This is a genomic window from Rodentibacter pneumotropicus DSM 21403, from assembly GCF_000379905.1.
Taxonomy (GTDB): domain Bacteria; phylum Pseudomonadota; class Gammaproteobacteria; order Enterobacterales; family Pasteurellaceae; genus Rodentibacter; species Rodentibacter pneumotropicus.
Map to the genome: position 1 here is coordinate 12,486 of NZ_KB904061.1, position 26,372 is coordinate 38,857.

The window sequence follows — 26,372 nt, forward strand, 5'->3', positions numbered from 1 at the left end:
GTGTGCAATGACCCAACCTATTAATCAAAAAAACACCGAATTTGTCGAACAACTTGCCGAACGGATAGACGAAATGCAACTTGAGGGGCGTAGTCTCTGGCAAGATGCAAAACGCCGTTTCTTCCGCAATAAAGCCGCCGTAGTCAGTTTAATTTTATTAATGCTGATTGTGTTATTTATTACTTTTGCCCCCTTCTTTTTTCCCTTCACTTATGAAGATACGGATTGGAATATGATGGGTATTGCCCCAACCACTGAAGGGTTACACTTCTTTGGTACGGATTCTTCAGGTAGGGATTTGCTCGTTCGGGTGGCTATTGGAGGACGGATTTCCCTTATGGTAGGCATTGCCGGTGCGTTAATCTCCGTAATAATCGGAACAATTTATGGCGCAATTTCCGGCTATTTTGGCGGCAAAGTGGATATGGTGATGATGCGTTTCCTAGAAATTCTCAGCTCATTCCCTTTTATGTTTTTCGTGATTTTACTCGTCACCCTTTTCGGACAAAATATTTTATTGATCTTCGTTGCTATTGGGGCGATTGCGTGGTTAGGTTTGGCTCGTATTGTACGGGGGCAAACCCTTAGCCTCAAAAACAAGGAATTTGTTGAAGCCGCCATTGTATGCGGTGTACCGCGTCGTCAAATCATTCTCAAACACATCATTCCCAATGTATTAGGTTTAGTGGCGGTTTATGCCTCTTTAGAAGTACCGGGATTGATCCTATTTGAATCCTTTTTGAGTTTCTTAGGTTTGGGGACACAAGAGCCGATGAGCAGTTGGGGGGCATTATTAAGTGATGGCGCAGCACAAATGGAAGTCGCCCCTTGGCTTTTAATTTTTCCGGCATTCTTCCTCTGTTTAACCCTATTTTGTTTCAACTTTATCGGTGATGGCTTGCGTGATGCCCTTGATCCGAAAGATCGTTAGGAGAGGTTTATGGAAAAACAACAGAAAAATCAACCGCACTTATTGGATGTGCAAAACCTCTATGTCAATTTCCATACGCCCGATGGTATTGTTACCGCGGTGAATGATCTTAATTTCACATTAGATGCGGGACAAACTCTCGGTATTGTGGGAGAATCCGGTTCCGGTAAATCCCAAACGGCCTTTGCTTTAATGGGTTTGCTCGCACAGAATGGAAAGGTTTCCGGTTCTGCAATATTTGACGGTACACAACTGGTGAATTTACCCACGGCACAACTCAATAAAATCCGAGCCGAACAAATTGCGATGATTTTCCAAGATCCCATGACATCATTAAATCCTTATATGAAGATTGGTGAACAATTAATGGAAGTCTTGATGCTGCACAAAAGTTACGACAAACAAACTGCATTTAATGAGTCGGTGAAAATGTTGGACGCGGTGAAAATGCCTGAGGCAAAAAAACGTATGGGAATGTATCCCCACGAATTTTCAGGTGGTATGCGTCAGCGTGTAATGATTGCCATGGCATTACTTTGCCGTCCGAAATTGCTCATTGCCGATGAACCGACCACTGCGCTTGATGTGACGGTACAAGCCCAAATTATGACCTTATTGAATGAGCTTAAGCGGGAATTTAATACAGCAATTATTATGATCACTCACGATCTTGGTGTGGTAGCGGGAATTTGCGATAAAGTGCTCGTGATGTATGCCGGTCGCACAATGGAATACGGCAATGCGGAACAAATTTTCTATCATCCGACCCATCCTTATTCCCTTGGGCTGATGGAAGCGATTCCTCGTCTTGATGGTAAAAATGATACGCTCGTAACGATTCCGGGAAATCCGCCAAATTTGTTACATTTACCGGCAGGCTGTCCATTTTCACCTCGTTGCCATTATGCAGGTGAGCAATGTAAAACTGCGCCAAAACTGACCGCACTTTCCAAAGAACATTTGCGGAATTGTTGGATTCCGGCGGAACAATTTGAGGAGCGCCCCCTATGATTAAAGAGAAAAACCTGTTATTAGATGTTAAGAATTTGGGCGTATCCTTCAAAATCAAAAATGATAAAGCCCTCTTTTTTGCTAAACCGCAAACCTTAAAGGCAGTAAAAAATGTGTCTTTCCAGCTTTATGCCGGCGAAACCTTAGGCGTGGTGGGGGAGTCGGGCTGTGGAAAATCCACCCTCGCCCGTGCCATTATTGGCTTAGTGCAAGCAAACGAAGGCGAAATTATTTGGTTAGGCAAAGATCTACGCAAACAATCTCCTAAACAATGGCGTGAAACACGCAAAGATATTCAAATGATTTTCCAAGATCCGCTCGCATCGCTCAATCCTCGAATGAATATCGGCGAAATTATTGCGGAGCCGCTCAAAATTTATCAACCTCATTTGAACGCGGAACAAGTAAAAGAAAAAGTGCAAGCGATGATGTTAAAAGTAGGGCTATTGCCAAATTTAATTAATCGCTATCCCCACGAATTTTCAGGGGGACAATGCCAACGCATCGGTATTGCACGAGCGCTGATCATTGAGCCTAAGATGATTATTTGTGATGAGCCGGTTTCCGCACTGGATGTGTCTATTCAGGCTCAAGTCGTGAATTTGCTGAAATCATTACAAGAAGAAATGGGGTTATCGCTGATTTTTATTGCCCATGATCTTGCTGTGGTAAAACATATTTCCGACCGAGTGCTTGTGATGTATTTAGGCAATACCATGGAGCTAGGGAGCGATGATGAGGTGTATAACCACACCAAACACCCTTACACCAAAGCTCTTATGTCAGCCGTGCCGATTCCTGACCCGAAATTGGAACGAAATAAAAATATTCAGCTTTTAGAAGGGGATCTCCCTTCTCCCATTAACCCGCCATCCGGCTGTGTATTTCGTACCAGATGCCCGTTGGCAGACAAAAATTGTAGTACTAAAAAGCCGACGTTTAACACGGAGAACAACACCCATTTTGTGGCGTGCTTAAAAATCTAGCGGTAAAAGTGCGGTTGAAAAACATGCTTTTTATCCAAATACTTCAACACAGCATTATCATAGAAAATAAAAAAGTTGGCTTATGCCAACTTTTTTATTCTGTTCTAAAATGAACTATTTTTTTAACAAATCACGAATTTCGGTAAGTAATTTTTCTTCGTTTGAAGGTTCGGCAGGCGCTGCCTCAGCCGGTTTTTTCAATTTATTGATGCCTTTTACCATCAAGAAAATGGCAAATGCAATAATAATGAAATCGAAAACGTTTTGAATAAACATACCGTAGTTTAATGTTACTGCCGGAATATCACCTTTTGCCGGTTCTAAAATAAATTTTAAATCTTTAAAATCTACACCGCCGGTTAAGATACCTAATACAGGCATCACAACATCACCAACAAGTGAACTCACAATTTTACCGAATGCACCACCGATAATTACACCGACAGCCATATCGACAACATTACCACGCATCGCGAATTCGCGAAATTCCTTTACAAAGCTCATAAATTTTCCTCTTTGCTAGTTAAAAACTAGGCGTATTATATGTGTTCTTTGTTTAAAAAGTAAACCCTTTAGATAAAGAATGAACTTGGTTGGAATAATTTTTCTATTTCAGAAACCGCTTTCTTATCGCCTAAATACACGATGACATGATCACCGTCCTGAATCTCAACATTTTTATGTCCGATAATCACTTCATTATTACGTAAAATTGCGCCAATAATGCACCCGCTAGGCAAACGAATATTACGAATAGTTTTTCCTACAATATTGGAAGTATTTAAATCACCGTGGGCAACAATTTCAATCGCTTCGGAACCTCCATGATGCAAACTCGCTACATTTTTCACATCACCTTTGCGCACATACCCCAACAAAGCAGAAATTGTCGCTTGTTGCGGAGAAACGGCAATATCAATCGCCCCCCCCTGAATTAGGCTGATATATGCCATACGCTGAATCAACACCATGGCTTTTTTCGCCCCTAAACGTTTTGCCAACAAAGCCGACATAATGTTGGCTTCATCATCGCTACTTAATGATAAAAATACATCAATATTCTCAATGTGTTCTTCAAACAACAAATTTTGATCGGAAGCATCACCATGAAAAACCAAGGTTTTTGCTAATTTTTCCGCTAAGGCTTGTGCACGTTCCTCATTACGCTCAATTAATTTTACCGTGCAATGTTCTTCCAATTGTTTTGCCACGCCGGCGGCAATATTCCCTCCACCAACAATCATCACACGTTTATAAGGCTTTTCGAGGCGTTGTAATTCGCTAATTACCGCTTTAATATGCTCTGTCGCACAAATAAAGGTTATTTCATCACCGGCTTCAATAATTGTCGAACCTTGAGGACGAATCGTTTTGTCACTGCGTAAAATTGAGACAATCCGAAATTCAATATGCGGCATATGTTCTTTGAAGGCCGATAAAGCATACCCCACCAATGCCCCACCGTAATAAGCCTTTACCACCACGACACTGATACGATTCTTGGCAAAATGTGCCACTTGTAATGCGCCGGGATAAGCAATGAGACGGGTAATTTCATCCGTCACCAAATTTTCCGGTGAAATCAAATGGTTGATAGGCACATTTTCATCATTGAATAGTTTCTCTTTTTCCCGTAAATATTCCGAATCACGGATACGTGCAATACGCGTTGGCGTGTTAAATAACGTGTACCCCATTTGGCACGCCACCATGTTGATTTCATCCGATGATGTCACCGCCACCATTAAATCCGCATCCGCTGCACCGGCATCACGCAACACTTTTGGAGAAGAAGGAGAACCTTGAACCACTCTTAAATCATGCTTTTCCTGTAAATCCTGAAGCCGTGGTGATTCATTATCCACTAAGGTAATATCATTATCTTCACTAACCAAACTTTCCGCTAATGTCGTCCCTACTTGTCCGGCACCAAGGATCATTATTTTCATGCCCCACTCCTTGTTAAGATAAGAGGTTGAATACCAATTTTCGCCGAATTTAAACCGCACTTTAAGGCTTCCATTCGGCAACAAATTTCATCGGTTACCGCATTTGCCTGCATCATTTTTTCTTCCGTCACACCTTCAGGTGCTTTTTGAAACAAAATCGAATCCAATAATCGCTCGGCGTGCATTCCTTCTCGACAATAATGCAACACACCGACCTCATCAAATAATGTCGCCACCTTACTTATTCTTGTTGTTGCAATCCCCAAGGCACCGTCTTCACCGCCTAGCTCACGGAATAACACATTTTGAGGAAAACCACCACACGCCAAGAAAAAAGCACGGCGAAACACCACATTCCCCCCGCATGTCATTCTCATATACTGCCAAGCAAAATCAAAATTAGGATGTTCGGCATAACGCTGCGCTAACCCTACCGGCTTTAAAGCTAAACGAACCAACGAAGTGTCCGGTTGGAAATGAAAGGTTGCTGCTGCCACTTCTAATGCCCCTTGCTCGTAGGCATCGTCCGCATCTAAAAAAGCGATCAATTCATTCGTAGATTGTAACGCTCCCCAATTTCGTGCTTTTGCGACACCACCGTTTTTATTCATTGATTCCACAAAAATTCGTTCCGGATACTGGGCAGAAAGTTGATTTGCCAATGCAAGCGTCTCATCGCTTGAAGCGTCATCAATCAACCAAATTTTTCCCAAACAGGGTTGATTCAAGACAGATTCCACCGCCCGTATTAATGTTTTTTCCGCGTTATAGCAGGGAATGATCACATCAATATTAGGAAACATAATTGTCCTCTTTTAGGTTAGACTCGCTTACGCAGCTTAGCATAATAGAATCCGTCTCCGCCATTTTCTTGCGGAATAAACTGAAAACCGACCGCACTTTTATCATCATTCACATTCCCTTCAAAAGGGAGCGGTAATAATTCCGCATTTGAATGCTCTGATAAAAAAGCGCGAATTTGTTCATCATTTTCTTCCGGTAACACTGAGCAGGTGGCATATAACAAAATGCCGTTCGGCTTCAATTTCGACCAAAGGGCTCTTAAAATATTTTTTTGTAATGTTGTAAGTTGTGCGATATCCGTTTCTTGGCGTAGCCATTTAATATCAGGATGGCGGCGTATCACACCGGTAGCGGAACAAGGGGCATCTAATAAAATGCGGTCAAATTTAACCGCACTTTGCCCGATTTCCGCCAACCATTGTTCGGGCTTGGTCGCATCACCGCAAACAATAATCGCCTGCTGATTCAAACGTGCCAGATTTTCTTCCACCCGTTTCAAACGATGAGCTTCCACGTCTAATGCAATCACCTTCGCTTGTGGGGCGAGCTCTAAAATATGGGTAGTTTTCCCCCCCGGTGCGGCGCACGCATCTAAAATCCACTCATCATTTTGCGGTTCAAGTAAAGCCGCCGCCCATTGTGCACTCAAATCCTGCACCGTTACCACACCTTCCGAAAAGTGAGGTAATTTTTGTACCGATGTTGGTGAAGCCAAACGTAACGCCTGAGGATGAGGGCTTGTTTCAGCCAAAATGCCGATTTCCGCTAATAAAGTGCGGTAATTTTCTACGCTATTTTGTTGTGCATTAACCCGTAGCCACATCGGCGGTTTTTGATTATTCGCATTGATGATATCACGCCAATTCGGATAGGCTTTTTTCAACTTATTTACAAACCATTCCGAATGCAAAGTTTGCCAATGCTTATCCACTTGCGCCAAAATGGTTTCTTTTTCACGCAAAAAACGACGTAGTACGCCATTTACTAATCCGCGGAAACTGTCTGATTTCAACGCTTTCGTCGCATTGACAACTTCATCCACCGCAGCGTGGGTCGGGATTCGCATATAAAGCAACTGATACAGCCCAACGAGCAATAAACAATGCACAATACGGGTTTTGCCTTTGAGCGGTTTATCCACAAGACGTTGGATAATCTGCTCCAAACGAGGCAGCACACGGCACACACCAAAACAAATTTCTTGGAGTAGCGGTAAATCTTGCACTTTCAGAGTTGGTTGCGCCTCAGGAATCAAAGTAGAAAGGGATTTTCCTTCATCAAGTACCTGTAAAATCACCTGCGCCGCCACTGCTCTGGAGGAAAGTGCGGTGGATTTTTTCGCTGTTTTTTTCATCGGTTTATTTTTTGCCGATTTTTGCTGCGAACGCTCGTTTTTCATTAGGCTAACACCTTACCAACAGGAAACCAGTCTGCACGTCCATTCAACAAATCTTGAACCGACATCGGCTTTTTACCTGCCGGTTGCAGTTGCAGAATATTCAGTACGCCTTCAGCCGTGGCAATTTGAATGCCCGTTTTATCCGCGCATAAAATCGTCCCCTCCGGTTTATCTTGATGGGGTAACACTTCCGCTTGATACACTTTTAAAGTTTGTGAATTTCCCTCTTTATCTTCTGTACTGAAATAAGCCATAGGCCAAGGATTAAAGGCCCGAATATTGCGTTCAAGTTGTGCGGCGGAAAGAGACCAATCCAATCTCGCCTCTTCTTTGGAAAGTTTGTCCGCATAATTACTTTGGCTATCATCTTGTTTTTCAGCGATAAACTTTCCACTTTCGAGTTGATCAAGTACCTCAATGAGTGCCGGCGGTGCCAATTCAGCCAATTTTTCATAAAGACCGGCTGAGGTTTCTGTCGGCAAAATATCACAATACACTTTGTGCAACATATTACCGGTATCTAACCCTTCATCCATTTGCATAATAGTTACACCTGTTTGCGTATCTCCCGCCCAAATAGCCCGTTGAATCGGAGCAGCACCACGCCAACGAGGCAAAATAGAACCATGTACGTTCAAGCAACCCAAACGTGGCACACTTAACACAACCTTTGGCAAAATCAAGCCATAAGCTACTACCACCATCACATCGGCATTCAGGGCTTGTAATTCTGCTTGCACCTCTTCCTTGCGTAAGGATTTAGGCTGATAAACAGGGATATTATGTTGTTCGGCAAGCTGTTTCACAGGGCTAGCCTGTAATTTTTTACCACGCCCCGCCGGTTTATCAGGCTGTGTATAAACAGCAATCACGTTATGTTGGGAGTGGAGTAAAGCTTGTAAATGCTGCGCCGCGAAATCAGGTGTGCCTGCGAAGATAATATTGAGTGGTTTCATCATGTTCTGCGTTATGTTGATAATGTTCCCAATAGTATGGGAGAGAAAGTAAAATGCGGTCAAAATTAACCGCACTTTTCGTGATTATGTCGCGTACAAGGGGGAGAGATGTAGGGACACACCGCGTGTGTCCCTACATTTCGTTGAAATCCCTGTTTTATACATTGACTACATAATATCGGTTATTGTTTTGCTATTTGTTTTTTGTATTTAACTAACTTTTCTTTAATACGTTGGCGTTTGAGCGGTGAAAGATAATCCACAAACAAAATACCGTTAAGGTGATCAATTTCATGCTGAATACAAATGGCAAGTAAGCCGTCTGCATTTAAGGTAAATTCTTTACCATCACGATCAAGGGCTTTCACTGTGACTTTTTCTTTCCGCGGCACAAGGGCTCGTACACCCGGAATGGATAAACAACCTTCTTCAATACCGGTTTCGCCTTCCGACGCCAAAATTTCCGGATTAATCAAAACCAGTTGATTTTGTTTATCACCCTCAATATCAATGGTGATAATGCGTTGTAAAATATCAACCTGTGGTGCAGCTAAACCTATGCCTTCTTGTTGATACATGGTATCGAACATATCATCTATAATTTTGCGAATGTCATCATTGACTTCAGAAACGGGCTCACAAACGACTTTTAAATGTTCGTCAGGATAAATTAATACATTAAGTGCGGTCATAATTTCTCTTATTGTTTAAACTGTAATTTGTTGCACGATTGTAGCACAGGAAGGCTCTCCTGTCCTTAATTTGGGTGATTGACATAAACGCTATTATCCGAACTCCAATTCAACCGCACTTTCGCCCAGCATATTGGCTAATTCCGTCAAAATTTCATCGGTAGGGGTAATCGACCACTGAACCCCAAGACGTAGAAGCGCTCTGCCTTTTGGACTTTGATAATACACATTAATCGGTAATGTTCCGCCGCTCACCGGTTCAAGCATTTGTTTTAGTTGCTTAATAAACATTGGCGTTATCTGTTCGTCCGATAAACTAATAGCAAGAGATTTTGCATAACGGGAACGGGCTTCATCTAAGGTCATCATATCCCGTACGGTCATTTTTAAACCACCGGAAAAATCATCAAAGCTCACTTGTCCCGATACCACAACGACAGTATCTTTTTGCAATTTTTCACCAAATTGCGCCAAACTTTCGCCAAACAACGTAATATCCAAACGTCCAGAGCGATCATCCAATGTTGCCACACCCAATCGATTACCTTTTTTGGTGATGGCGATACGTGAAGCCACAATTAAGCCGGCTGCTGTACTAATCTGCCCACGGCGGTTTGGTGTGAGTTCTTTTAAGCGTGTTGAACTGTAATGAGACAGCTCTTTTAAATAACGACTAATCGGATGACTACTTAAATAAAGCCCTAAGGTTTCACGCTCGCCGTCTAGAATTTGTTTTTCCGTGTAAGGTGGCGTATTGGCATAAGCACTTTCCACTTCTTCGTGACTTTCCGTCAGCACACCGAACATATCCGATTGCCCCATCGCTTCATCTTTGGCGTGTTGATCGGAGGCTTTGAGGGCATCTTCTAAATTTTTAGACAAGGCGGCACGATGTGGCCCTAATTTATCAAACGCCCCTGACATAATTAGGCTTTCAAAGGTACGTCGGTTGATTTTTTTCAAATCGACACGAGCGCATAAATCAAATAAATCTTTAAAAAATCCCCCTGCATTGCGTGCAGTAATTAATGCGTCAATAGGTCCTTCTCCCACGCCTTTAATCGCACCGATACCATACACAATTTCACCGTTTTCATTCACACTGAAATGATGTTTGCCCACGTTGATATCCGGCGGTGTGACTTTTAATCCCATACGCAAACATTCATCGTACAAGCCGACAATTTTATCCGTATTATCCATTTCCGATGTCATCACCGCCGCCATAAATTCCGCAGGAAAATGGGTTTTCAACCAAAGTGTTTGATAAGAAACCAAAGCATAGGCTGCCGAGTGGGATTTATTAAAACCATAGCCGGCAAATTTTTCCACCAAGTCGAAGATCTTCATGGCAAGTTCGCCGTCAACGCCATTTTTGATCGCGCCCGCTTCAAATACGGAACGTTGCTTTGCCATTTCTTCCGGTTTTTTCTTACCCATCGCACGGCGTAATAAATCCGCTCCGCCCAATGTATAACCGGCTAAAACCTGCGCAATTTGCATCACTTGCTCTTGATACAAAATAATGCCGTAAGTCGGTTCTAAAATGGGTTTCAGGCTTTCGTGTTGATAATTTGCATCAGGATAAGAAACCTCCTCGCGCCCGTGTTTACGGTCGATAAAATTATCCACCATACCCGATTGCAACGGGCCGGGGCGGAACAGTGCCACCAACGCGATAATATCTTCAAAACAGTCCGGTTGCAGGCGTTTAATCAAATCTTTCATACCCCGTGATTCCAACTGGAACACGGCGGTGGTTTCAGAACGTTTGAGCAACTCAAAAGACTCAGGATCATCCAATGGAATGGCCGCAATATCCACCATGGGCTTGCCTTCCCGCACCATACGGGCATTCACCATATCCAACGCCCATTTGATGATGGTGAGGGTGCGTAATCCCAAGAAGTCAAATTTTACCAAACCGGCATATTCCACATCATTTTTATCGAAATGGGTAACGGGATGAAGCCCTTCGCTGTCACAATAAAGTGGTGAGAAATCGGTAATGAGTGTCGGTGAAATTACCACTCCACCGGCATGCTTACCGGCATTTCGGGTTACACCTTCCAGCTTGCGCGCCATATCAATCAGGGCCTGTACTTCCTCATCGCTATCATAGGCAACCTGTAATTGCGGCTCAGCTTCAAAGGCTTTGGCAAGGGTCATACCCGGATCGGGCGGAACCAATTTAGAAATGCGATCCACAAAACCATAAGGATGACCCAATACCCGCCCTACATCACGGATTACCGCTTTCGCCGCCATCGTACCAAAGGTGATAATTTGTGATACCGCTCCACGCCCATAGGTTTCCGCCACGTGCTCAATCACCCGATCCCGTCCGTCCATACAGAAATCCACGTCAAAATCGGGCATAGACACACGTTCAGGATTTAGGAAACGTTCAAAAAGCAAATCAAATTCCAGTGGATCGAGATCAGTAATTTTTAACGCATATGCCACCAATGAGCCCGCACCGGAACCTCGGCCCGGCCCCACGGGAATATCGTTATCTTTCGACCATTGAATAAACTCCATCACGATCAAGAAATAACCGGGGAAGCCCATTTGGTTAATCACATCGAGTTCAACCTGCAAGCGTTCATCATATTCGCCACGTCTTTCTGACCGCACTTTTTCATCGGGAAACAAAAATGCTAAGCGTTCTTCCAAGCCCTCTTTCGATTTCATCACCAAATAATCTTCCGTGCTCAGTTCCCCCGTTGGAAATTGCGGTAAGAAATATTGCCCAAGGCGTAAGGTGACACTACAACGCTGTGCGATTAATAAGGTATTTTCAAGAGCGGAAGGAATATCGGCAAATAAGGCACACATTTCCTCTTCCGTGCGGAAATACTGTTGTGCTGTGTAAAGTTTAGGACGTTTGGGATCGTCTAAGGTATAGCCATCATGAATAGCAACTCGAATTTCATGAGCCTCTGCATCATCGGATTTTAAAAAGACCACATCATTGGTCACCACAAGAGGGAGATTTTGTGTTTCGGCTAAAGCACAGGCAGCTTTAATATAGCGTTCTTCATCGGGCTTGCCGGTTCGTGTTAATGCCAAATAAAAATGATCAGGAAAAAATTCTTGATAAAAATCAACCGCACTTTGTGTTTCAGTGGCATTTTCTTTCAACAATTTTTTACCCACATCACCTTTTGTTCCACCGGATAAAATAATCACGCCCTCGCGGTGTTCGATCAACCAATCTTGATCGATATAAGGCAAATCGGCATAGCCCCGTTGATACGCCTTCGACAAGAGCAGGGTGATATTTTTATAGCCCGTATTATTTTTCGCCAACAAGGTCAGCTCAAATAATTCATCGCCGCATAGCTCACTGCGCACCCGCACATCCGCCCCGATAATCGGTTTAATCCCGGCAGATAAAGCCTCTCCATAAAAACGCACGACACCACAAAAATTGGAAAAATCTGTCAGTGCCATCGCCACCATATTATTCGCCGCACAGGTTTTGACCAAAGGTTTCACTTTGGCAATTCCATCAATCATCGAGAAATCACTGTGTGTACGAAGGTGAACGAAACGGGGTTGTGATGGCATGGAAAATCCTCATAGGTTAATGTGCGGTCATTTTAACGAGATTTTTTTAACGACTCAATCAAACAAAAAGTGCGGTGAATTTCACCGCACTTTTATAACGTTTATTATCTTATTTTCTTGCGAGAGGTGGAACAAACATTAAACCTAAATCCCAAGGTTGTTCAATCCAAGTATTTTGTGGGATGTCGATCACATAATCATCCACTAATTCTGCCCCTGCCGGTTTGGCAAAAACGGTAACAAATTTTGCATTAGGATACATTTCACGAATTGCACGAGCAGTGTTGCCTGTATCCACTAAATCATCCACCACAATAAAGCCTTCTCCGCCGTTAGGCACTTCTGCTGCGTGTAAAACTTGCAGTTCACCTTGATTTTTATGATCGTGATAGCTAGCAATACAAACGGTTTCTACATGGCGAATATTTAATTCGCGTGATAACACGGCTGCAGGAAATAAACCGCCACGGCTCACCGCAATAATGCCTTTCCATTGGGAAGCGGGAAGTAAACGCTCTGATAATTTGCGGGCGTGCATTTGGAACATATCCCAAGTTACCACATATTTTTCGCTCATAATTACACCTTAATATCAATAAATAAAAATTGCGTAAGGATAACCTGAAACAAGGTTTTATGCTATTATTTCGTGAAATTTTTCGTAAAAAGGAGCGAATATGTCTGAAATTACCACCCTACAACCACAATTATTATGGAAATGGTTTGATCAAATTTGTGCCATCCCTCATCCGTCTCATCATGAGGATAAATTGGCAAATTTCATTGTGAATTGGGCGAAAGAAAAACAGTTTTTTGTGGAACGTGATGAAGCGGGCAATGTACTGATTCGTAAACCGGCAACAGTGGGAATGGAAAACCGCATTCCGGTGGCATTGCAAGCCCATTTGGATATGGTACCGCAAGCCAATGAGGGCAATCCGCACGATTTCACCAAAGATCCGATTCGCCCTTATATTGACGGCGATTGGGTAAAAGCACAAGGTACAACGTTGGGGGCGGACAACGGAATTGGTTTAGCCTCCGCCCTTGCCGTGTTGGAAAGTTATGATGTGGCGCATCCCCCTCTTGAAGTATTACTCACAATGACAGAAGAAACCGGCATGGACGGTGCATTAAACCTTCGCCGTAATTGGTTGCAATCGGACATCCTCATTAATACAGATACGGAAGAAATCGGCGAAATTTATATTGGCTGTGCTGGCGGCATTAATGCCAATTTGGAACTACCGATAGAACGAGAAAACAATGCTTTCGAGCATTGCGTTCAACTCACCTTAAAGGGCTTGCGTGGCGGACATTCCGGTTGCGATATTCACACAGGCAGAGCCAACGCCATTAAAGTGTTAGCCCGTGTATTAGCAAAACTTGCTCAAAACCAACCGCACTTTGCTTTAGCGGAAATTCGTGGCGGTTCTATTCGTAATGCGATTCCTCGCGAAGCCGCTGCGGTGATGGCATTCAATGGTGAGGTTAATGTCCTTGAAAGTGCGGTCAAAAATCTTGAAGTTTTACTCAAAGAAGAATTGGCGATTGCCGAACCGAATTTAACCCTTTTTATTGAACCGACAAATAAAGCCGAAACGGTATTCACCGCACAAAGTACAAAAACGGTGATTCACCTGCTCAATGCCTTGCCAAATGGTGTGATTCGCAACAGTGATGTGATTAAAAATGTAGTGGAAAGCTCGCTCAGTATTGGTGTGTTAAAAACCGAAGGCGACAACGTAAAAGGCACGATTTTAGTCCGTTCATTGATTGAAAGCGGTAAGGCTTATGTGACCGAATTATTAAGTTCCGTTGCTACCTTGGCTGGCGCAAAAACCGAATTTTCCGCCCCTTACCCAGGCTGGAAACCGGTGAACGACTCCGCCATTCTCAACCTAACGAAAAAACATTATGCCGACGTATTAGGCAAAGCCCCTGAAATCAAAGTGATCCACGCAGGTTTGGAATGTGGCTTACTTAAAGAGCATTATCCGCATATTGATATGGTGTCTTTAGGACCAACCATCCGCAACGCCCACTCACCGGATGAAAAAGTACAGATTTCAGCGGTGCAGACTTATTGGGAGGTGTTGGTGAGAGTTTTGGGGGATGTTTTGATTAAATAAAAAGACTAAAATGGCAGGATTACACCTGCCATTTTTATTTATTAATAAAATGAAAACTAAGTGCATATCCAGATCTTAATATCTTCAATCCATCTAGGAACAGAATACGAGTCAGATAAAAGTTCTACATATTTTTTAGCAAACTGTAACTTCATTTCTCCGTCATTACTATCAAAGAAATTCTTTAAATTACTCTGTTCACTGGGTCTTAGATCTAAACTAAAAGATGATGCTAATTCCATATAATCCTTATTTTCATCTATAAAATCAATTATAGGAAATTCATCTTTAAAATATTTCAAAGTATCAACAAATAGTTTTCCGTTTAAACAATCTTCAATTTCTGTTTCAGGTGAAATTGGATTTTCATGAATATTAACCATCATAGTTTCTTGGCTTCTTGGATTATTGACTATCCTTTGACATTTGAAGAATTCATCACTATCAACTTTATAATTAACTAGAGATCTATCTGTATCTGATAACAATAAAATCTTCCCTCTTTTGATATTTTTGCCTATACTATCTTTCATTTCACTATAAGGCGTTAACATATTAGAATATATTTTCTTAATTTTTTTAGCACCTCCGACAGGAACAATCCTTAATTTATTTAAATTAATCTCATTTTCGAAATATCTTTCTAAATAAATTTTCTCTGAACTACCTTCACATATAATCCAATTATATGGAGTATCAGAAAAAATATTAATTAATATTGATTGGACAAAATCAGTGGTACTTTTAAGTTGAATATCATATGGAAGTCGACCTTTAGATTCCTCTTTTTGTTGAGACATTTGTTCTTGGTAGTTACTAGTATTAATAAGATCAAAATGATGACTACTATCTATTTTTGAAATAATACACGTATTTCCATTATTTAAAATTGGTAGATATCCATACCAATGTGATGTAAACAAAACTTGTCTACAGTCATTCCCAATATCAAATAATGAATTAAATTGGTCAAAGCAAGCCGATATATGCAGAGAAGCCTCTGGCTCATCAATTCCTAATATCAGATTCTTTCCATCAACCCTATGATTCTTCAACAAACTATGAGCAACATCTATAATGGCTTTTTGTTTCTCTCCAGAACTCATTTCTGACATAGGTATAGTTTGGTCATCTTTTATTTTTTTATGCAATTTTCGCACATTAAAGTATGTATCGATTATTAACTTATAGATATCTGAACGTTTAACTTTTGATTGTCTATGCTGTACTGTCTTATACACATATCCATCTAACTCACTTTCTAAATCAGAAATAAATCTATCTAAATTTCCATTTATTTCTCTAATCGTAGACTCTGTAATTTTACTTTTCAAAATATCTTCTAGAGACTCTCCCATTAACATCTGAACTTGTTTTGTTTCAAGTTTCATAAACTGTTCAGTATCAATATCTTTAGGAATATAAACATAATCATATAAATCTCTAATATACTTAATTACTTTTTCCAAAGAATCATCAGTTATAATATCTGTTTTTATTGAATCAATAATAGGACAAATAGCTATATTCTCATAATTAATACCAATAGGAATAATTAATTTAGAGTCGTAGATATCTTTACTACAAATAATCTCTTTTAAAGACAAAAACGTGCTCTTAGCATTATTACCCATGCCATTGATATCTTCTTTTTTGATAGATCTAAACAACCTATCTAATTCGGTCAAAATACTTAACAAATCAGAGGAAATTGTTTCATCTCTATCTATTATAAAAATTGGCAATATATAGGGATTCGCTGCTCCATCACGTCCAGATGTCACTCCTTTTTTCTTTGCATTAAGATGAAGATTCCATTCTTTATCACGATTAAAAAAATAATCTAGAGCTTCTAGTATAGAACTTTTCCCTATACCATTTCTCCCCAAGATACCGCATAAATTATGTCCATCGGATAAAGGTATAAAATTCACTTTAGAATAAGTTTTAAAATAGGTAATAAATAATCCAGATATCATAACATCCCCTTTTAACAATAAATTAAAGCCAATAATAAACGCATAGTATACACTTTCATTATAAATAGCTATAAATTAGTAATCGTAAGTTTAATATTTTTATATATCCAACAAAAAAAGCCCATTTCGGAGCTTTTCCTTATCTATCTTATAAAATTAATCTTCCATTTTGGCATCTAATAATGCTGTTAAACTCTGCGCTAGTATCATTAGCAACAAGTTCAAATCCCGATTCTATTTCACATCGCTTATAAAAGTTTACTTCACCCACTTCCACAAGGTCATCAGCACAAGTAATCCAATCATCAAATTTGAGAAAATAAAGGCAAACATTGCTATGCCGGATAGTACTTGATTATGGTAAAAAACAACGGCACTATTTGCCATGGAGGCTAAGCCGAATGAGAAAGCCCATAAACCGATGTTTAAGCCTTTTTCGATAATCCAAGGGAAAATTCTCAATAGAAAAAACATTTGCAAAAAGCCATAGCCCCATAGGATTTTGGCGAAAGTATCGACTTTGCCTTGATTGACGGCGAGATAAGCGGAAGCGCAAACAAATGCCGGGGCGAGAATAATCCCCATGGTGGCACGAAAAGGCGGTTCTAAGGAAGAAATGCGTAAATGTTGGAGTAATACGGGTTCAAACATTATCCACGCTAGGAAACCGGCACCGAAAAATAAATAGCCAAGATCATGATAGCCTAATAAAGCGACTGAACTTGCGCTAGTGAAGTTTGCGGCGACAGAGGGTAAATAAAAGGGTGGGCGTGTTGATTTTTGCTCAAAAACACCGCCTTTCCAGAGTTCACTCATTCTAAAAGAAGAAAACAATAATTGCCCGATGGTTCCGAGCCAAATCATCACTTCCGCTATCACAGGATTCCAACGATAGGCAATATCGCCGACTAACATGGTTGTGATAGGAATCAAGGCAATAAAAGAAAAGCGGACAGGGCAGTGGTATTCCTCTTTTACTTCGTGGAAATAATAACTCAATTTATACCCATACATAGCAATAAAGGCCAACCAAACGGTCATTGCCGTAATACCGATCACATCGCTAATAGTTTGCGCCCAAGGGAAGAAATCCGCCAAATGCCACCATGCCAAAGAGAGTGCCCCTAATCCTAAAGGGATACCAAAATAGCCGGTGGGCAGAGGAAAAGTTTTTGTTGTACCCATTTAATTATCCTTATAAAAAATCTTTGCATAAGTCTAACAATAAATAGTATGACTTTCTCAAAAATTTCAAATTCTTGAAAAAATGACCGCACTTTGAATTCTCATTGCTAAGTCATTGTTCCTATAATAGTCAACAAAAAAGCCCCTTTCGGGGCTTTTTTATCTATATTGCAAAATTACTCTTCCATTTCGGAATTTAATAATGCCGCTAGGCTTTGCGTTGCATCATCTGCGATAAATTCAAATTCCGCTTCGATATCCGCATCGGTTGCAAAAGTAGAAATTGGCTCTTCAATTGCTTCCACCGCTAATTCCGCTGCTTTTTGGCGGTTTTTAATGCGGTTTTGGTGATACGCAAAACCGGTACCAGCCGGAATTAAACGACCCACGATCACGTTTTCTTTCAAACCGCGTAATTCGTCACGTTTACCTGCCACAGCTGCTTCGGTAAGAACACGTGTGGTTTCTTGGAACGATGCAGCAGAGATGAAGGATTCCGTTGCAAGAGATGCTTTGGTAATACCCAATAATTCGCGCTCGAACTCAACCAACGGTTTGCCTTCCGCTTCACGTTTACGATTGACGATTTTCACGCGGGCCACTTCCACTTGTTCCCCTTCAAGGAATTCAGAGTCGTAAGCCTTAGTGATCACCGCTTTACGCAACATTTGGCGAACGATGACTTCAATGTGCTTATCATTGATTTTTACCCCTTGTAAGCGGTAAACATCTTGCACTTCATTCACAATATATTCGGTTACAGCACGTACGCCACGTAAACGTAAAATATCATGTGGTGTTTCCGCACCATCAGAAATCACATCACCACGTTGTACCATTTCACCTTCAAATACGTTGAGCTGACGCCATTTTGGAATCATTTCTTCGTACACTTCTCCTTCTGCCGGCGTAATTAGCAAGCGACGTTTACCTTTGGTTTCTTTACCGAAGGAAACGATACCTGAAATTTCAGCCAAGATTGCCGGCTCTTTTGGTTTACGGGCTTCAAATAAATCCGCAACCCGTGGAAGACCACCGGTAATGTCTTTGGTTCCCACAGATTCTTGCGGAATACGCGCCAATGGTTCACCCACTTTCACCGCTGCGCCATCGTCTAAGCTCACGATTGCTTTACCCGGTAGGAAGTATTGTGCAATAACATCGGTTTCCGGTAAGAATACGTCATTACCGTTTGCATCAACTAATTTGATGGTTGGACGTAAATCTTTACCTGCGGTTGCACGTTCACCCACATCTTGTACCACAATAGAGGATAAACCGGTTAATTCATCGGTTTGACGTGTTACGGTTAAACCGTCCACGATATCTACGAATTTCACGAAACCAGCTACTTCGGATACAACCGGCATGGTATGCGGATCCCAGTTCGCCACAGTTTCACCCGCAGTTACTTCTTGACCATCACCTTTACTTAATACCGCACCATAAGGCACTTTATAGTGTTCTTTGGTACGACCAAATGCATCAGTAATAGTTAATTCCGTATTACGGGATGTTAAAACTAATTTACCTTCGTCATTCGTTACAAATTTCGCATTTGCTAAGTGTAATGTACCGGTATTTTTCGCCTGTACGCTAGATTCCTTCGCAGCCGCAGATGCTGCACCACCGATATGGAACGTACGCATGGTTAACTGTGTTCCCGGCTCACCGATAGATTGTGCCGCAATTACACCTACCGCTTCCCCTTGATTGATTAAGTGACCACGCGCCAAGTCACGACCGTAACATTTCGCGCACACACCATAATCAGTATCACAGGTTACAACAGAGCGTACTTTTACGCTATCCACCGAATTTGCATCTAATACATCACAGAGTTTTTCATCCAATAATGTATTACGTGCAATTAAGACTTCTTCCGTACCCGGTTTATAAATGTCTTCTGCCGCCACACGACCTAACACTAATTCACGAAGTGGAACTTTTTCATCTCCGCCTTCAATTAATGGGGTCATTACTAAACCTTCATGCGTGCCACAGTCATCTTCAATAATCACTAAGTCTTGTGCCACATCCACCAAACGACGGGTTAAATAACCGGAGTTTGCTGTTTTTAATGCGGTATCCGCCAAACCTTTACGCGCACCGTGAGTTGAAATAAAGTACTGAAGTACGTTCAATCCTTCACGGAAATTAGCTGTGATTGGCGTTTCAATGATTGAACCGTCCGGACGTGCCATCAAACCACGCATACCGGCTAGCTGACGAATCTGTGCTGCGGAACCACGCGCACCGGAATCCGCCATCATAAAGATACTGTTAAAGGAGGCTTGCTTTTCAGGTTTACCTTCACGGTTGAGTACTTCTTCTGTAGAAAGGTTTTCCATCATTGCTTTTGCAACGCGTTCGTTCGCCGCAGCCCAAATATCGATCACTTTATTATAGCGTTCACCTGCCGTAACAAGACCGGATTGGAATTGCTCTTGGATTTCCGCCACCTCGTCTTCCGCTGCAGAAATAATTTCATATTTCTTCTCAGGGATGACCATATCATCAATACCCACTGATGAACCGGAACGAGCAGCATAAGCGAAACCGGTGTACATAATTTGGTCAGCAAACATAACCGCTTCTTTTAAACCTAAACGGCGATATGCTTCATTAATTAATTTAGAAATCGCTTTTTTGCCTAATGTTTGATTAAACAATGCATACGGCATACCTTTTGGTGCGATCATCCATAAAATTGCACGACCGATCGTAGTATCTGTGAGCGTAGTTTTCGTTTCAAACTCATTCGCATCGTTTTTCACATATTTGGTAATACGTACTTTTACACGAGAATGTAATTCGGCCTGACCGGTACGATAAGCCTTTTCAGCCTCGCGCGGATCTTGCAATAACATACCTTCGCCTTTACCGTTTACTTTTTCACGGGTCATATAGTAAAGACCCAACACCACATCTTGTGATGGAACGATAATCGGCTCACCGTTCGCCGGTGAAAGCACGTTGTTGGTTGACATCATCAACGCACGGGCTTCTAATTGTGCTTCAAGGGTTAATGGTACGTGAACCGCCATTTGGTCACCATCGAAGTCCGCGTTAAACGCTGCACAGACGAGCGGATGTAATTGAATCGCTTTACCTTCAATTAAGATTGGCTCAAATGCTTGAATACCCAAACGGTGAAGTGTTGGTGCACGGTTCAATAGAATCGGGTGTTCACGAATCACTTCCGCAAGGATATCCCAAACGATCGCATCTTCACGTTCAACCATTTTCTTCGCGGCTTTGATCGTAGTCGCATAACCGCGGCTTTCTAATTTCGCATAGATAAACGGACGGAATAATTCCAATGCCATTTTCTTCGGTAAACCGCATTGATGTAGGTGCAAGTATGGCCCGACGGTAATAACGGAACGACCGGAGTAATCCACACGTTTACCCAATAAGTTTTGACGGAAACGACCTTGTTTACCTTTAATCATATCCGCTAAAGATTTTAACGGACGGCGGTTAGAACCGGTAATCGCACGACCACGGCGACCGTTATCCAATAAGGCATCGACCGATTCTTGTAACATCCGTTTTTCGTTGCGCACGATAATATCCGGCGCAATCAAATCTAATAAACGTTTTAAACGATTGTTACGGTTGATCACACGACGGTATAAATCGTTCAAATCAGAAGTGGCAAAACGACCACCATCAAGTGGTACTAACGGACGTAAATCCGGTGGAAGTACCGGTAATACGGTCATCACCATCCACTCCGGTTTATTACCGGATTGCACAAATGCTTCTAACAATTTTAAGCGTTTAGTGATTTTTTTACGTTTAGTTTCAGAATTGGTTTCTTGTAACTCTTCACGTAGTTTTTCGCATTCCACGTCAAGATCCATACCTTTTAACAGATCTTGGATCGCTTCCGCACCCATTTTGGCTTCAAATTCATCTTGCCAACGATCTTCGGCATCAAGATATTGCTCTTCCGTTAATAATTGACCGCGTTCTAAATCCGTCATACCCGGTTCAGTCACAATGTACATTTCAAAATAAAGTACACGCTCAATATCACGTAACGGCATATCAAGTAATAAACCGATACGGGATGGAAGGGATTTTAAGAACCAAATGTGTGCCACCGGTGAGGCTAATTCAATATGACCCATACGTTCACGACGCACTTTGGTTTGTGTCACTTCAACGCCACATTTTTCACAAATCACACCACGGTGTTTTAAACGTTTATATTTACCACATAAACATTCGTAGTCTTTTACCGGCCCGAAGATACGCGCACAGAAAAGACCATCACGTTCAGGTTTGAACGTACGGTAGTTAATGGTTTCAGGTTTTTTCACCTCACCAAATGACCAAGAACGGATCATATCCGGTGACGCTAACCCAATTTTAATCACATCAAAATCTTCACTGGTTTTTGACTGTGCTTTTAAAAACTTAACTAAGTCTTTCACAAATGTTCTCCTGTCGGAGTTAAAGGTTTAAAGTGCGGTTAAAAATCACCGAGAATTTTGACCGCACTTCGGCGATTTTTGTAGTGTGTGAATTATGCCAATCCACACACCCTACTTTCATTACTCTTCGTCTAACTCAATATTTAAACCAAGTGAACGGATTTCTTTCATAATCACGTTGAAAGATTCCGGCGTACCCGGATCCATTTGTTGGTTGCCGCTGACGATGTTTTTATACATCTTCGTACGACCGTTCACATCATCGGATTTCACGGTTAGCATTTCCTGTAAAGTATAAGCTGCACCATATGCTTCAAGCGCCCATACCTCCATCTCACCGAAACGTTGACCACCGAATTGTGCTTTACCACCTAATGGTTGTTGCGTGACGAGACTATAAGAGCCCGTTGAACGTGCGTGCATTTTGTCATCAACCAAGTGGTTCAATTTGAGCATATACATATAACCTACGGTTACCGGACGCTCAAATTTCTCACCGGTACGTCCATCGTATAAGGTGATCTGTCCGGAAGTCGGTAAACCGCCGAGTTTTAATAACTCTTTGATTTCCGTTTCATCCGCACCATCAAACACTGGGGTAGCAACCGGTAAACCTTTACGCAAGTTATCTGCTAAACGTAGCACTTCTTCATCAGTGAAAGTGCTTAAATCCACTTTTTGTGAACCATGACCTAAATCATAGGCTTTTTGCATATAACTGCGTAATTTTTCTACTTCTTGTTTTTGTTTAAGCATCGCATTGATTTGATCACCAATACCTTTTGCCGCTAAACCTAAGTGAGTTTCAAGGATCTGACCGATATTCATACGGGATGGAACGCCCAGAGGGTTTAATACGATTTCAACCGGTTGGCCGTTTTCATCGTACGGCATATCCTCAACAGGATTAATTTTTGAGATAACCCCTTTGTTACCGTGACGACCCGCCATTTTATCACCAGGTTGGATTTGGCGTTTCACCGCAAGATAAACTTTCACCACTTTCAATACACCCGGCGCAAGATCATCACCTTTGATGATTTTCTTACGTTTCACTTCAAGTTTGAGTTCAAACTCTTTACGAAGCTCTTCGTATTGCTCTGCGAGTTGCTCTAATTGATTTTGTTTCTCTTCATCGGCAATGGTTTGTTCTAACCATTTAGTACGATCTAATTTATCTAATTGCGCTTCATCTACGCCACCCGAAATAAGAAGATTGCGAACACGCGCGAATAAACCAGCCTCTAAGATTTCTAATTCATCGGAAAGATCTTTCTTCGCTTCTTTTAATTGCATTTCTTCGATTTCTAGCGCACGTTTGTCTTTTTCCACGCCATCACGGGTGAAGACTTGTACGTCGATAACCGTACCGCTTACGCTGTTTGGTACGCGTAATGAAGAATCTTTTACATCAGAGGCTTTTTCACCGAAAATTGCACGTAACAATTTTTCTTCCGGTGTTAATTGGGTTTCACCTTTCGGTGTCACTTTACCGACTAAGATGTCTCCACCTTTTACTTCCGCACCCACATAAACGATACCGGATTCATCTAATTTGCTGAGTGCCGATTCACCCACATTTGGAATATCTGCGGTGATTTCTTCTGCGCCTAATTTAGTATCACGAGCCACACAAGAAAGTTCTTGGATATGAATGGTGGTAAAGCGATCTTGTTGAACCACACGCTCAGACACTAACATGGAGTCTTCAAAGTTATAACCGTTCCATGGCATAAATGCCACACGGATATTTTGACCTAACGCCAGTTCCCCTAAATCGGTTGAAGGACCGTCAGCCAACACCTCACCACGATTAATCGGATCGCCTAAATTCACACAAGGAATTTGGTTGATACAGGTATTTTGGTTAGAACGGGTGTATTTGATTAAGTTATAAATATCAATCCCCGCTTCACCTGCAACGGTTTCATCTTCATTCACTTTAATCACAATACGTGATGCATCCACATATTGAACGATACCACCACGTTTCGCCACAACAGCCACACCGGAATCAAGAGCAATTGGTTTTTCCATACCTGTTCCCACTAACGGCTTGTCAGCACGTAATGTTGGAACAGCCTGACGTTGCATGTTTGCCCCCATCAATGCACGGTTCGCATCATCATGCTCAAGGAATGGGATCAATGCCGCCGCTACAGACACTACTTGTTGAGTGGATACGTCCATATAATGGATATCTTCAGGTTTATATAAACCGGACTCACCACGCTCACCACGAGCCGTAACAAAAGCATCAGTAAAGCGATTATTCTCGTCTAGATTTGAGTTTGCCTGAGCGATGATATAATTTGCTTCATCAATGGCTGATAAATATTCAATTTCTTCCGTCACTTGACCGTCAATGACTTTGCGATATGGGGTTTCTAAGAAACCGTAATCATTAGTACGAGCAAATGCGGAAAGGGAGTTAATCAAACCGATGTTCGGACCTTCAGGCGTTTCGATTGGACATAAACGACCATAATGGGTGTTATGTACGTCACGTACTTCAAAGCCTGCACGTTCACGGGTTAAACCGCCCGGACCCAACGCAGAAATACGACGTTTGTGGGTCACTTCTGATAATGGGTTGTTTTGATCCATAAATTGCGAAAGTTGTGAAGAACCAAAGAATTCTTTCACTGCCGCAGAAATTGGTTTCGGATTAATTAAATCCTGTGGCGTGATCGCATCCAAATCACCTAAAGATAAGCGTTCTTTGACCGCTCTTTCTACACGTACTAAACCAATACGGAATTGGTTTTCAGCCATTTCGCCCACAGAACGGATACGACGGTTACCTAAGTGGTCGATATCATCCACTTCACCACGACCGTTACGGATATCAATGAGTTTACGCATTACGGCAATGATATCCTCATGGCTTAAAATCCCACTTCCCACACCTTCAGGAATACCTAAAGAACGGTTGAATTTCATACGACCTACTGCAGATAAATCATAACGTTCCGCAGAGAAAAATAAGTTGTGGAATAAGGCTTCTGAAGATTCCGGTGTTGGTGGCTCACCCGGGCGCATCATACGATAGATTTCATAAAGCGCACTGGTTTTATCGTCAGTCGGATCAACACGTAAGGTTTCGGAAATATAAGGACCGTAATCTAAATCATTGGTGAACAAGGTTTCAATAACGTTGTAGCCTGCTTGTGCTAATTTCGCTAGAACTTCTAAAGAAATCTCACCATTTGCCGGACAAATAATTTCACCGGATTCCAAATCCACATAATCTTTTGCGGCGACTTTACCCACGATATATTCGGTAGGTACCACAACTTGTGTGACCTTATCTTTTTCTAACGCTTTAATATGACGTGCAGTAATACGACGACCACGTTCTACATAGACTTTTCCGTTTACTTCAATGTCAAAGGAAGCCGTTTCACCACGCAAACGTTCCGGCACAAGGGTCATTAATAATTTATTATCTGCGATTTCAAAGGTCACCTTATCGAAGAATAAATTTAAGATTTCTTCGGTGGTGTAGCCTAACGCACGAAGAATAATTGTTGCCGGTAATTTACGGCGACGGTCAATACGTGCATAAAGATTATCTTTCGGATCGAATTCAAAATCCAACCAAGAACCACGGTAAGGAATGATACGTGCGTTATAAAGCACTTTACCTGATGAATGAGTTTTACCTTTATCGGAATCAAAAAATACGCCGGGGCTACGGTGTAATTGTGAAACGATAACACGCTCGGTACCGTTAATCACAAAAGTACCATTATCAGTCATTAATGGGATCTCACCCATATACACTTCATTTTCTTTAATATCTTTAATTGCGCGTGAAGATGACTCTTTATCATAGCTCACAAGGCGTAATTTAACTCGTAAACCTGCCGCATAAGTCGAACCGCGAATTTGGCACTCACGAACATCAAATTCCGGCTCTTCTAAACGGTAATCAACATATTGTAATTCTGTGTAGCCATTATTGCTAACAATTGGAAAGACTGAACGGAAAGCAGCTTCTAAGCCTTGCTGACCATCAGGATCTTTTTGAATAAATTTATCAAACGAATCTAATTGAATGGTTAATAAATAAGGTACATTTAAAACTTGCGGACGTTTACCGAAGTCTTTACGAATTCGTTTTTTCTCAGAATAGGAGAGACCCATTGGTTGGTTTTCCTCTATCAATTTTAGTGAGACTGAGCTGATACAAGAAAAAGTGCGGTCAATTCTGACCGGATTTTAACTTATACCAAAGTATGGACACCGTTTTCAGGAACCGCACTCTGAACCTTACTTCTGTAGTGGGCTACTCAAATAAAAACGTCTATTATTAATTTGAGTGGAA

At 41.7% G+C, this 26,372-nt stretch carries 16 protein-coding genes; 4 read left to right on the forward strand and 12 right to left on the reverse strand.

Features of this window, described 5'->3' with window-relative positions:
• Nucleotides 1–7: 7 nt before the first annotated feature.
• Genes oppC through oppF form a run of 3 tightly spaced genes read left to right on the forward strand, consistent with a single transcriptional unit; the run spans nucleotide 8 to nucleotide 2,928 of the window.
• Nucleotides 8–931 (forward strand): oligopeptide ABC transporter permease OppC, encoded by a 924-nt coding sequence (oppC, locus tag A3GE_RS0110565; protein ID WP_018357229.1) that lies wholly within the window; start codon nucleotides 8–10, stop codon nucleotides 929–931.
• 9 nt (nucleotides 932–940) lie between these two features.
• Nucleotides 941–1,942, forward strand: a complete 1,002-nt coding sequence (gene oppD, locus A3GE_RS0110570; protein ID WP_018357230.1) for an ABC transporter ATP-binding protein — start codon at nucleotides 941–943, stop codon at nucleotides 1,940–1,942.
• A complete protein-coding gene (gene oppF / locus A3GE_RS0110575) occupies nucleotides 1,939–2,928 on the forward strand; it encodes a murein tripeptide/oligopeptide ABC transporter ATP binding protein OppF (RefSeq protein WP_018357231.1) in 990 nt (329 codons plus the stop codon). The genes oppD and oppF overlap by 4 nt, the downstream gene beginning before the upstream one ends.
• 114 nt (nucleotides 2,929–3,042) lie before the next feature.
• Here oppF and mscL read toward each other — a convergent pair whose 3' ends face one another.
• The 8 genes from mscL to gpt all read right to left on the reverse strand — a co-directional run bounded on the left by mscL (nucleotide 3,043) and on the right by gpt (nucleotide 12,878).
• Nucleotides 3,043–3,432 (reverse strand): large-conductance mechanosensitive channel protein MscL, encoded by a 390-nt coding sequence (mscL, locus tag A3GE_RS0110580; protein WP_018357232.1) that lies wholly within the window; start codon nucleotides 3,430–3,432, stop codon nucleotides 3,043–3,045.
• A 68-nt stretch (nucleotides 3,433–3,500) separates the two neighbouring features.
• Nucleotides 3,501–4,877: a Trk system potassium transporter TrkA gene (gene trkA / locus A3GE_RS0110585; RefSeq protein WP_018357233.1), complete on the reverse strand. Its 1,377-nt coding sequence runs from the start codon at nucleotides 4,875–4,877 to the stop codon at nucleotides 3,501–3,503.
• The gene (locus tag A3GE_RS0110590; protein ID WP_018357234.1) at nucleotides 4,874–5,680 is read right to left on the reverse strand and encodes a glycosyltransferase family A protein; all 807 of its coding nucleotides are present in this window, start codon (nucleotides 5,678–5,680) and stop codon (nucleotides 4,874–4,876) included. Before A3GE_RS0110590 ends, trkA begins: the two co-directional genes overlap by 4 nt.
• Nucleotides 5,681–5,697: 17 nt before the next feature.
• Entirely contained in the window at nucleotides 5,698–7,035 is a 1,338-nt protein-coding gene (gene rsmB / locus A3GE_RS0110595; protein ID WP_026215481.1) for a 16S rRNA (cytosine(967)-C(5))-methyltransferase RsmB, read from the reverse strand.
• A 44-nt stretch (nucleotides 7,036–7,079) separates the two neighbouring features.
• Nucleotides 7,080–8,036: a methionyl-tRNA formyltransferase gene (gene fmt / locus A3GE_RS0110600; RefSeq protein ID WP_018357236.1), complete on the reverse strand. Its 957-nt coding sequence runs from the start codon at nucleotides 8,034–8,036 to the stop codon at nucleotides 7,080–7,082.
• A gap of 182 nt (nucleotides 8,037–8,218) precedes the next feature.
• Nucleotides 8,219–8,728, reverse strand: coding sequence for a peptide deformylase (gene def, locus A3GE_RS0110605; RefSeq protein WP_018357237.1), 510 nt, complete (start codon nucleotides 8,726–8,728; stop codon nucleotides 8,219–8,221).
• Between the two features lie 93 nt (nucleotides 8,729–8,821).
• Entirely contained in the window at nucleotides 8,822–12,301 is a 3,480-nt protein-coding gene (gene dnaE / locus A3GE_RS0110610; RefSeq protein WP_018357238.1) for a DNA polymerase III subunit alpha, read from the reverse strand.
• Nucleotides 12,302–12,410: 109 nt separating this feature from the next.
• On the reverse strand, nucleotides 12,411–12,878 hold the full coding sequence (gpt, locus tag A3GE_RS0110615) for a xanthine phosphoribosyltransferase (RefSeq protein WP_018357239.1): 468 nt from the start codon (nucleotides 12,876–12,878) through the stop codon (nucleotides 12,411–12,413).
• A gap of 100 nt (nucleotides 12,879–12,978) precedes the next feature.
• Here gpt and pepD point away from each other — a divergent pair, with 100 nt between their 5' ends.
• Nucleotides 12,979–14,433, forward strand: a complete 1,455-nt coding sequence (pepD, locus tag A3GE_RS0110620) for a beta-Ala-His dipeptidase (RefSeq protein ID WP_018357240.1) — start codon at nucleotides 12,979–12,981, stop codon at nucleotides 14,431–14,433.
• A 56-nt stretch (nucleotides 14,434–14,489) separates the two neighbouring features.
• On the opposite strand, the gene A3GE_RS0110625 is transcribed toward pepD, so the two are convergent.
• The 4 genes from A3GE_RS0110625 to rpoB all read right to left on the reverse strand — a co-directional run bounded on the left by A3GE_RS0110625 (nucleotide 14,490) and on the right by rpoB (nucleotide 26,191).
• The gene (locus A3GE_RS0110625) at nucleotides 14,490–16,412 is read right to left on the reverse strand and encodes an AAA family ATPase (RefSeq protein ID WP_018357241.1); all 1,923 of its coding nucleotides are present in this window, start codon (nucleotides 16,410–16,412) and stop codon (nucleotides 14,490–14,492) included.
• Between the two features lie 258 nt (nucleotides 16,413–16,670).
• Nucleotides 16,671–17,597, reverse strand: a complete 927-nt coding sequence (gene tehA, locus A3GE_RS0110630) for a dicarboxylate transporter/tellurite-resistance protein TehA (protein WP_018357242.1) — start codon at nucleotides 17,595–17,597, stop codon at nucleotides 16,671–16,673.
• Nucleotides 17,598–17,773: 176 nt separating this feature from the next.
• Nucleotides 17,774–22,042 (reverse strand): DNA-directed RNA polymerase subunit beta', encoded by a 4,269-nt coding sequence (rpoC, locus tag A3GE_RS0110635; protein WP_018357243.1) that lies wholly within the window; start codon nucleotides 22,040–22,042, stop codon nucleotides 17,774–17,776.
• A 120-nt stretch (nucleotides 22,043–22,162) separates the two neighbouring features.
• Nucleotides 22,163–26,191 carry a DNA-directed RNA polymerase subunit beta gene (gene rpoB, locus A3GE_RS0110640; RefSeq protein ID WP_018357244.1) on the reverse strand — a complete coding sequence of 1,343 codons (4,029 nt, stop codon included), beginning with the start codon at nucleotides 26,189–26,191 and terminating at the stop codon, nucleotides 22,163–22,165.
• Nucleotides 26,192–26,372 lie beyond the last annotated feature (181 nt).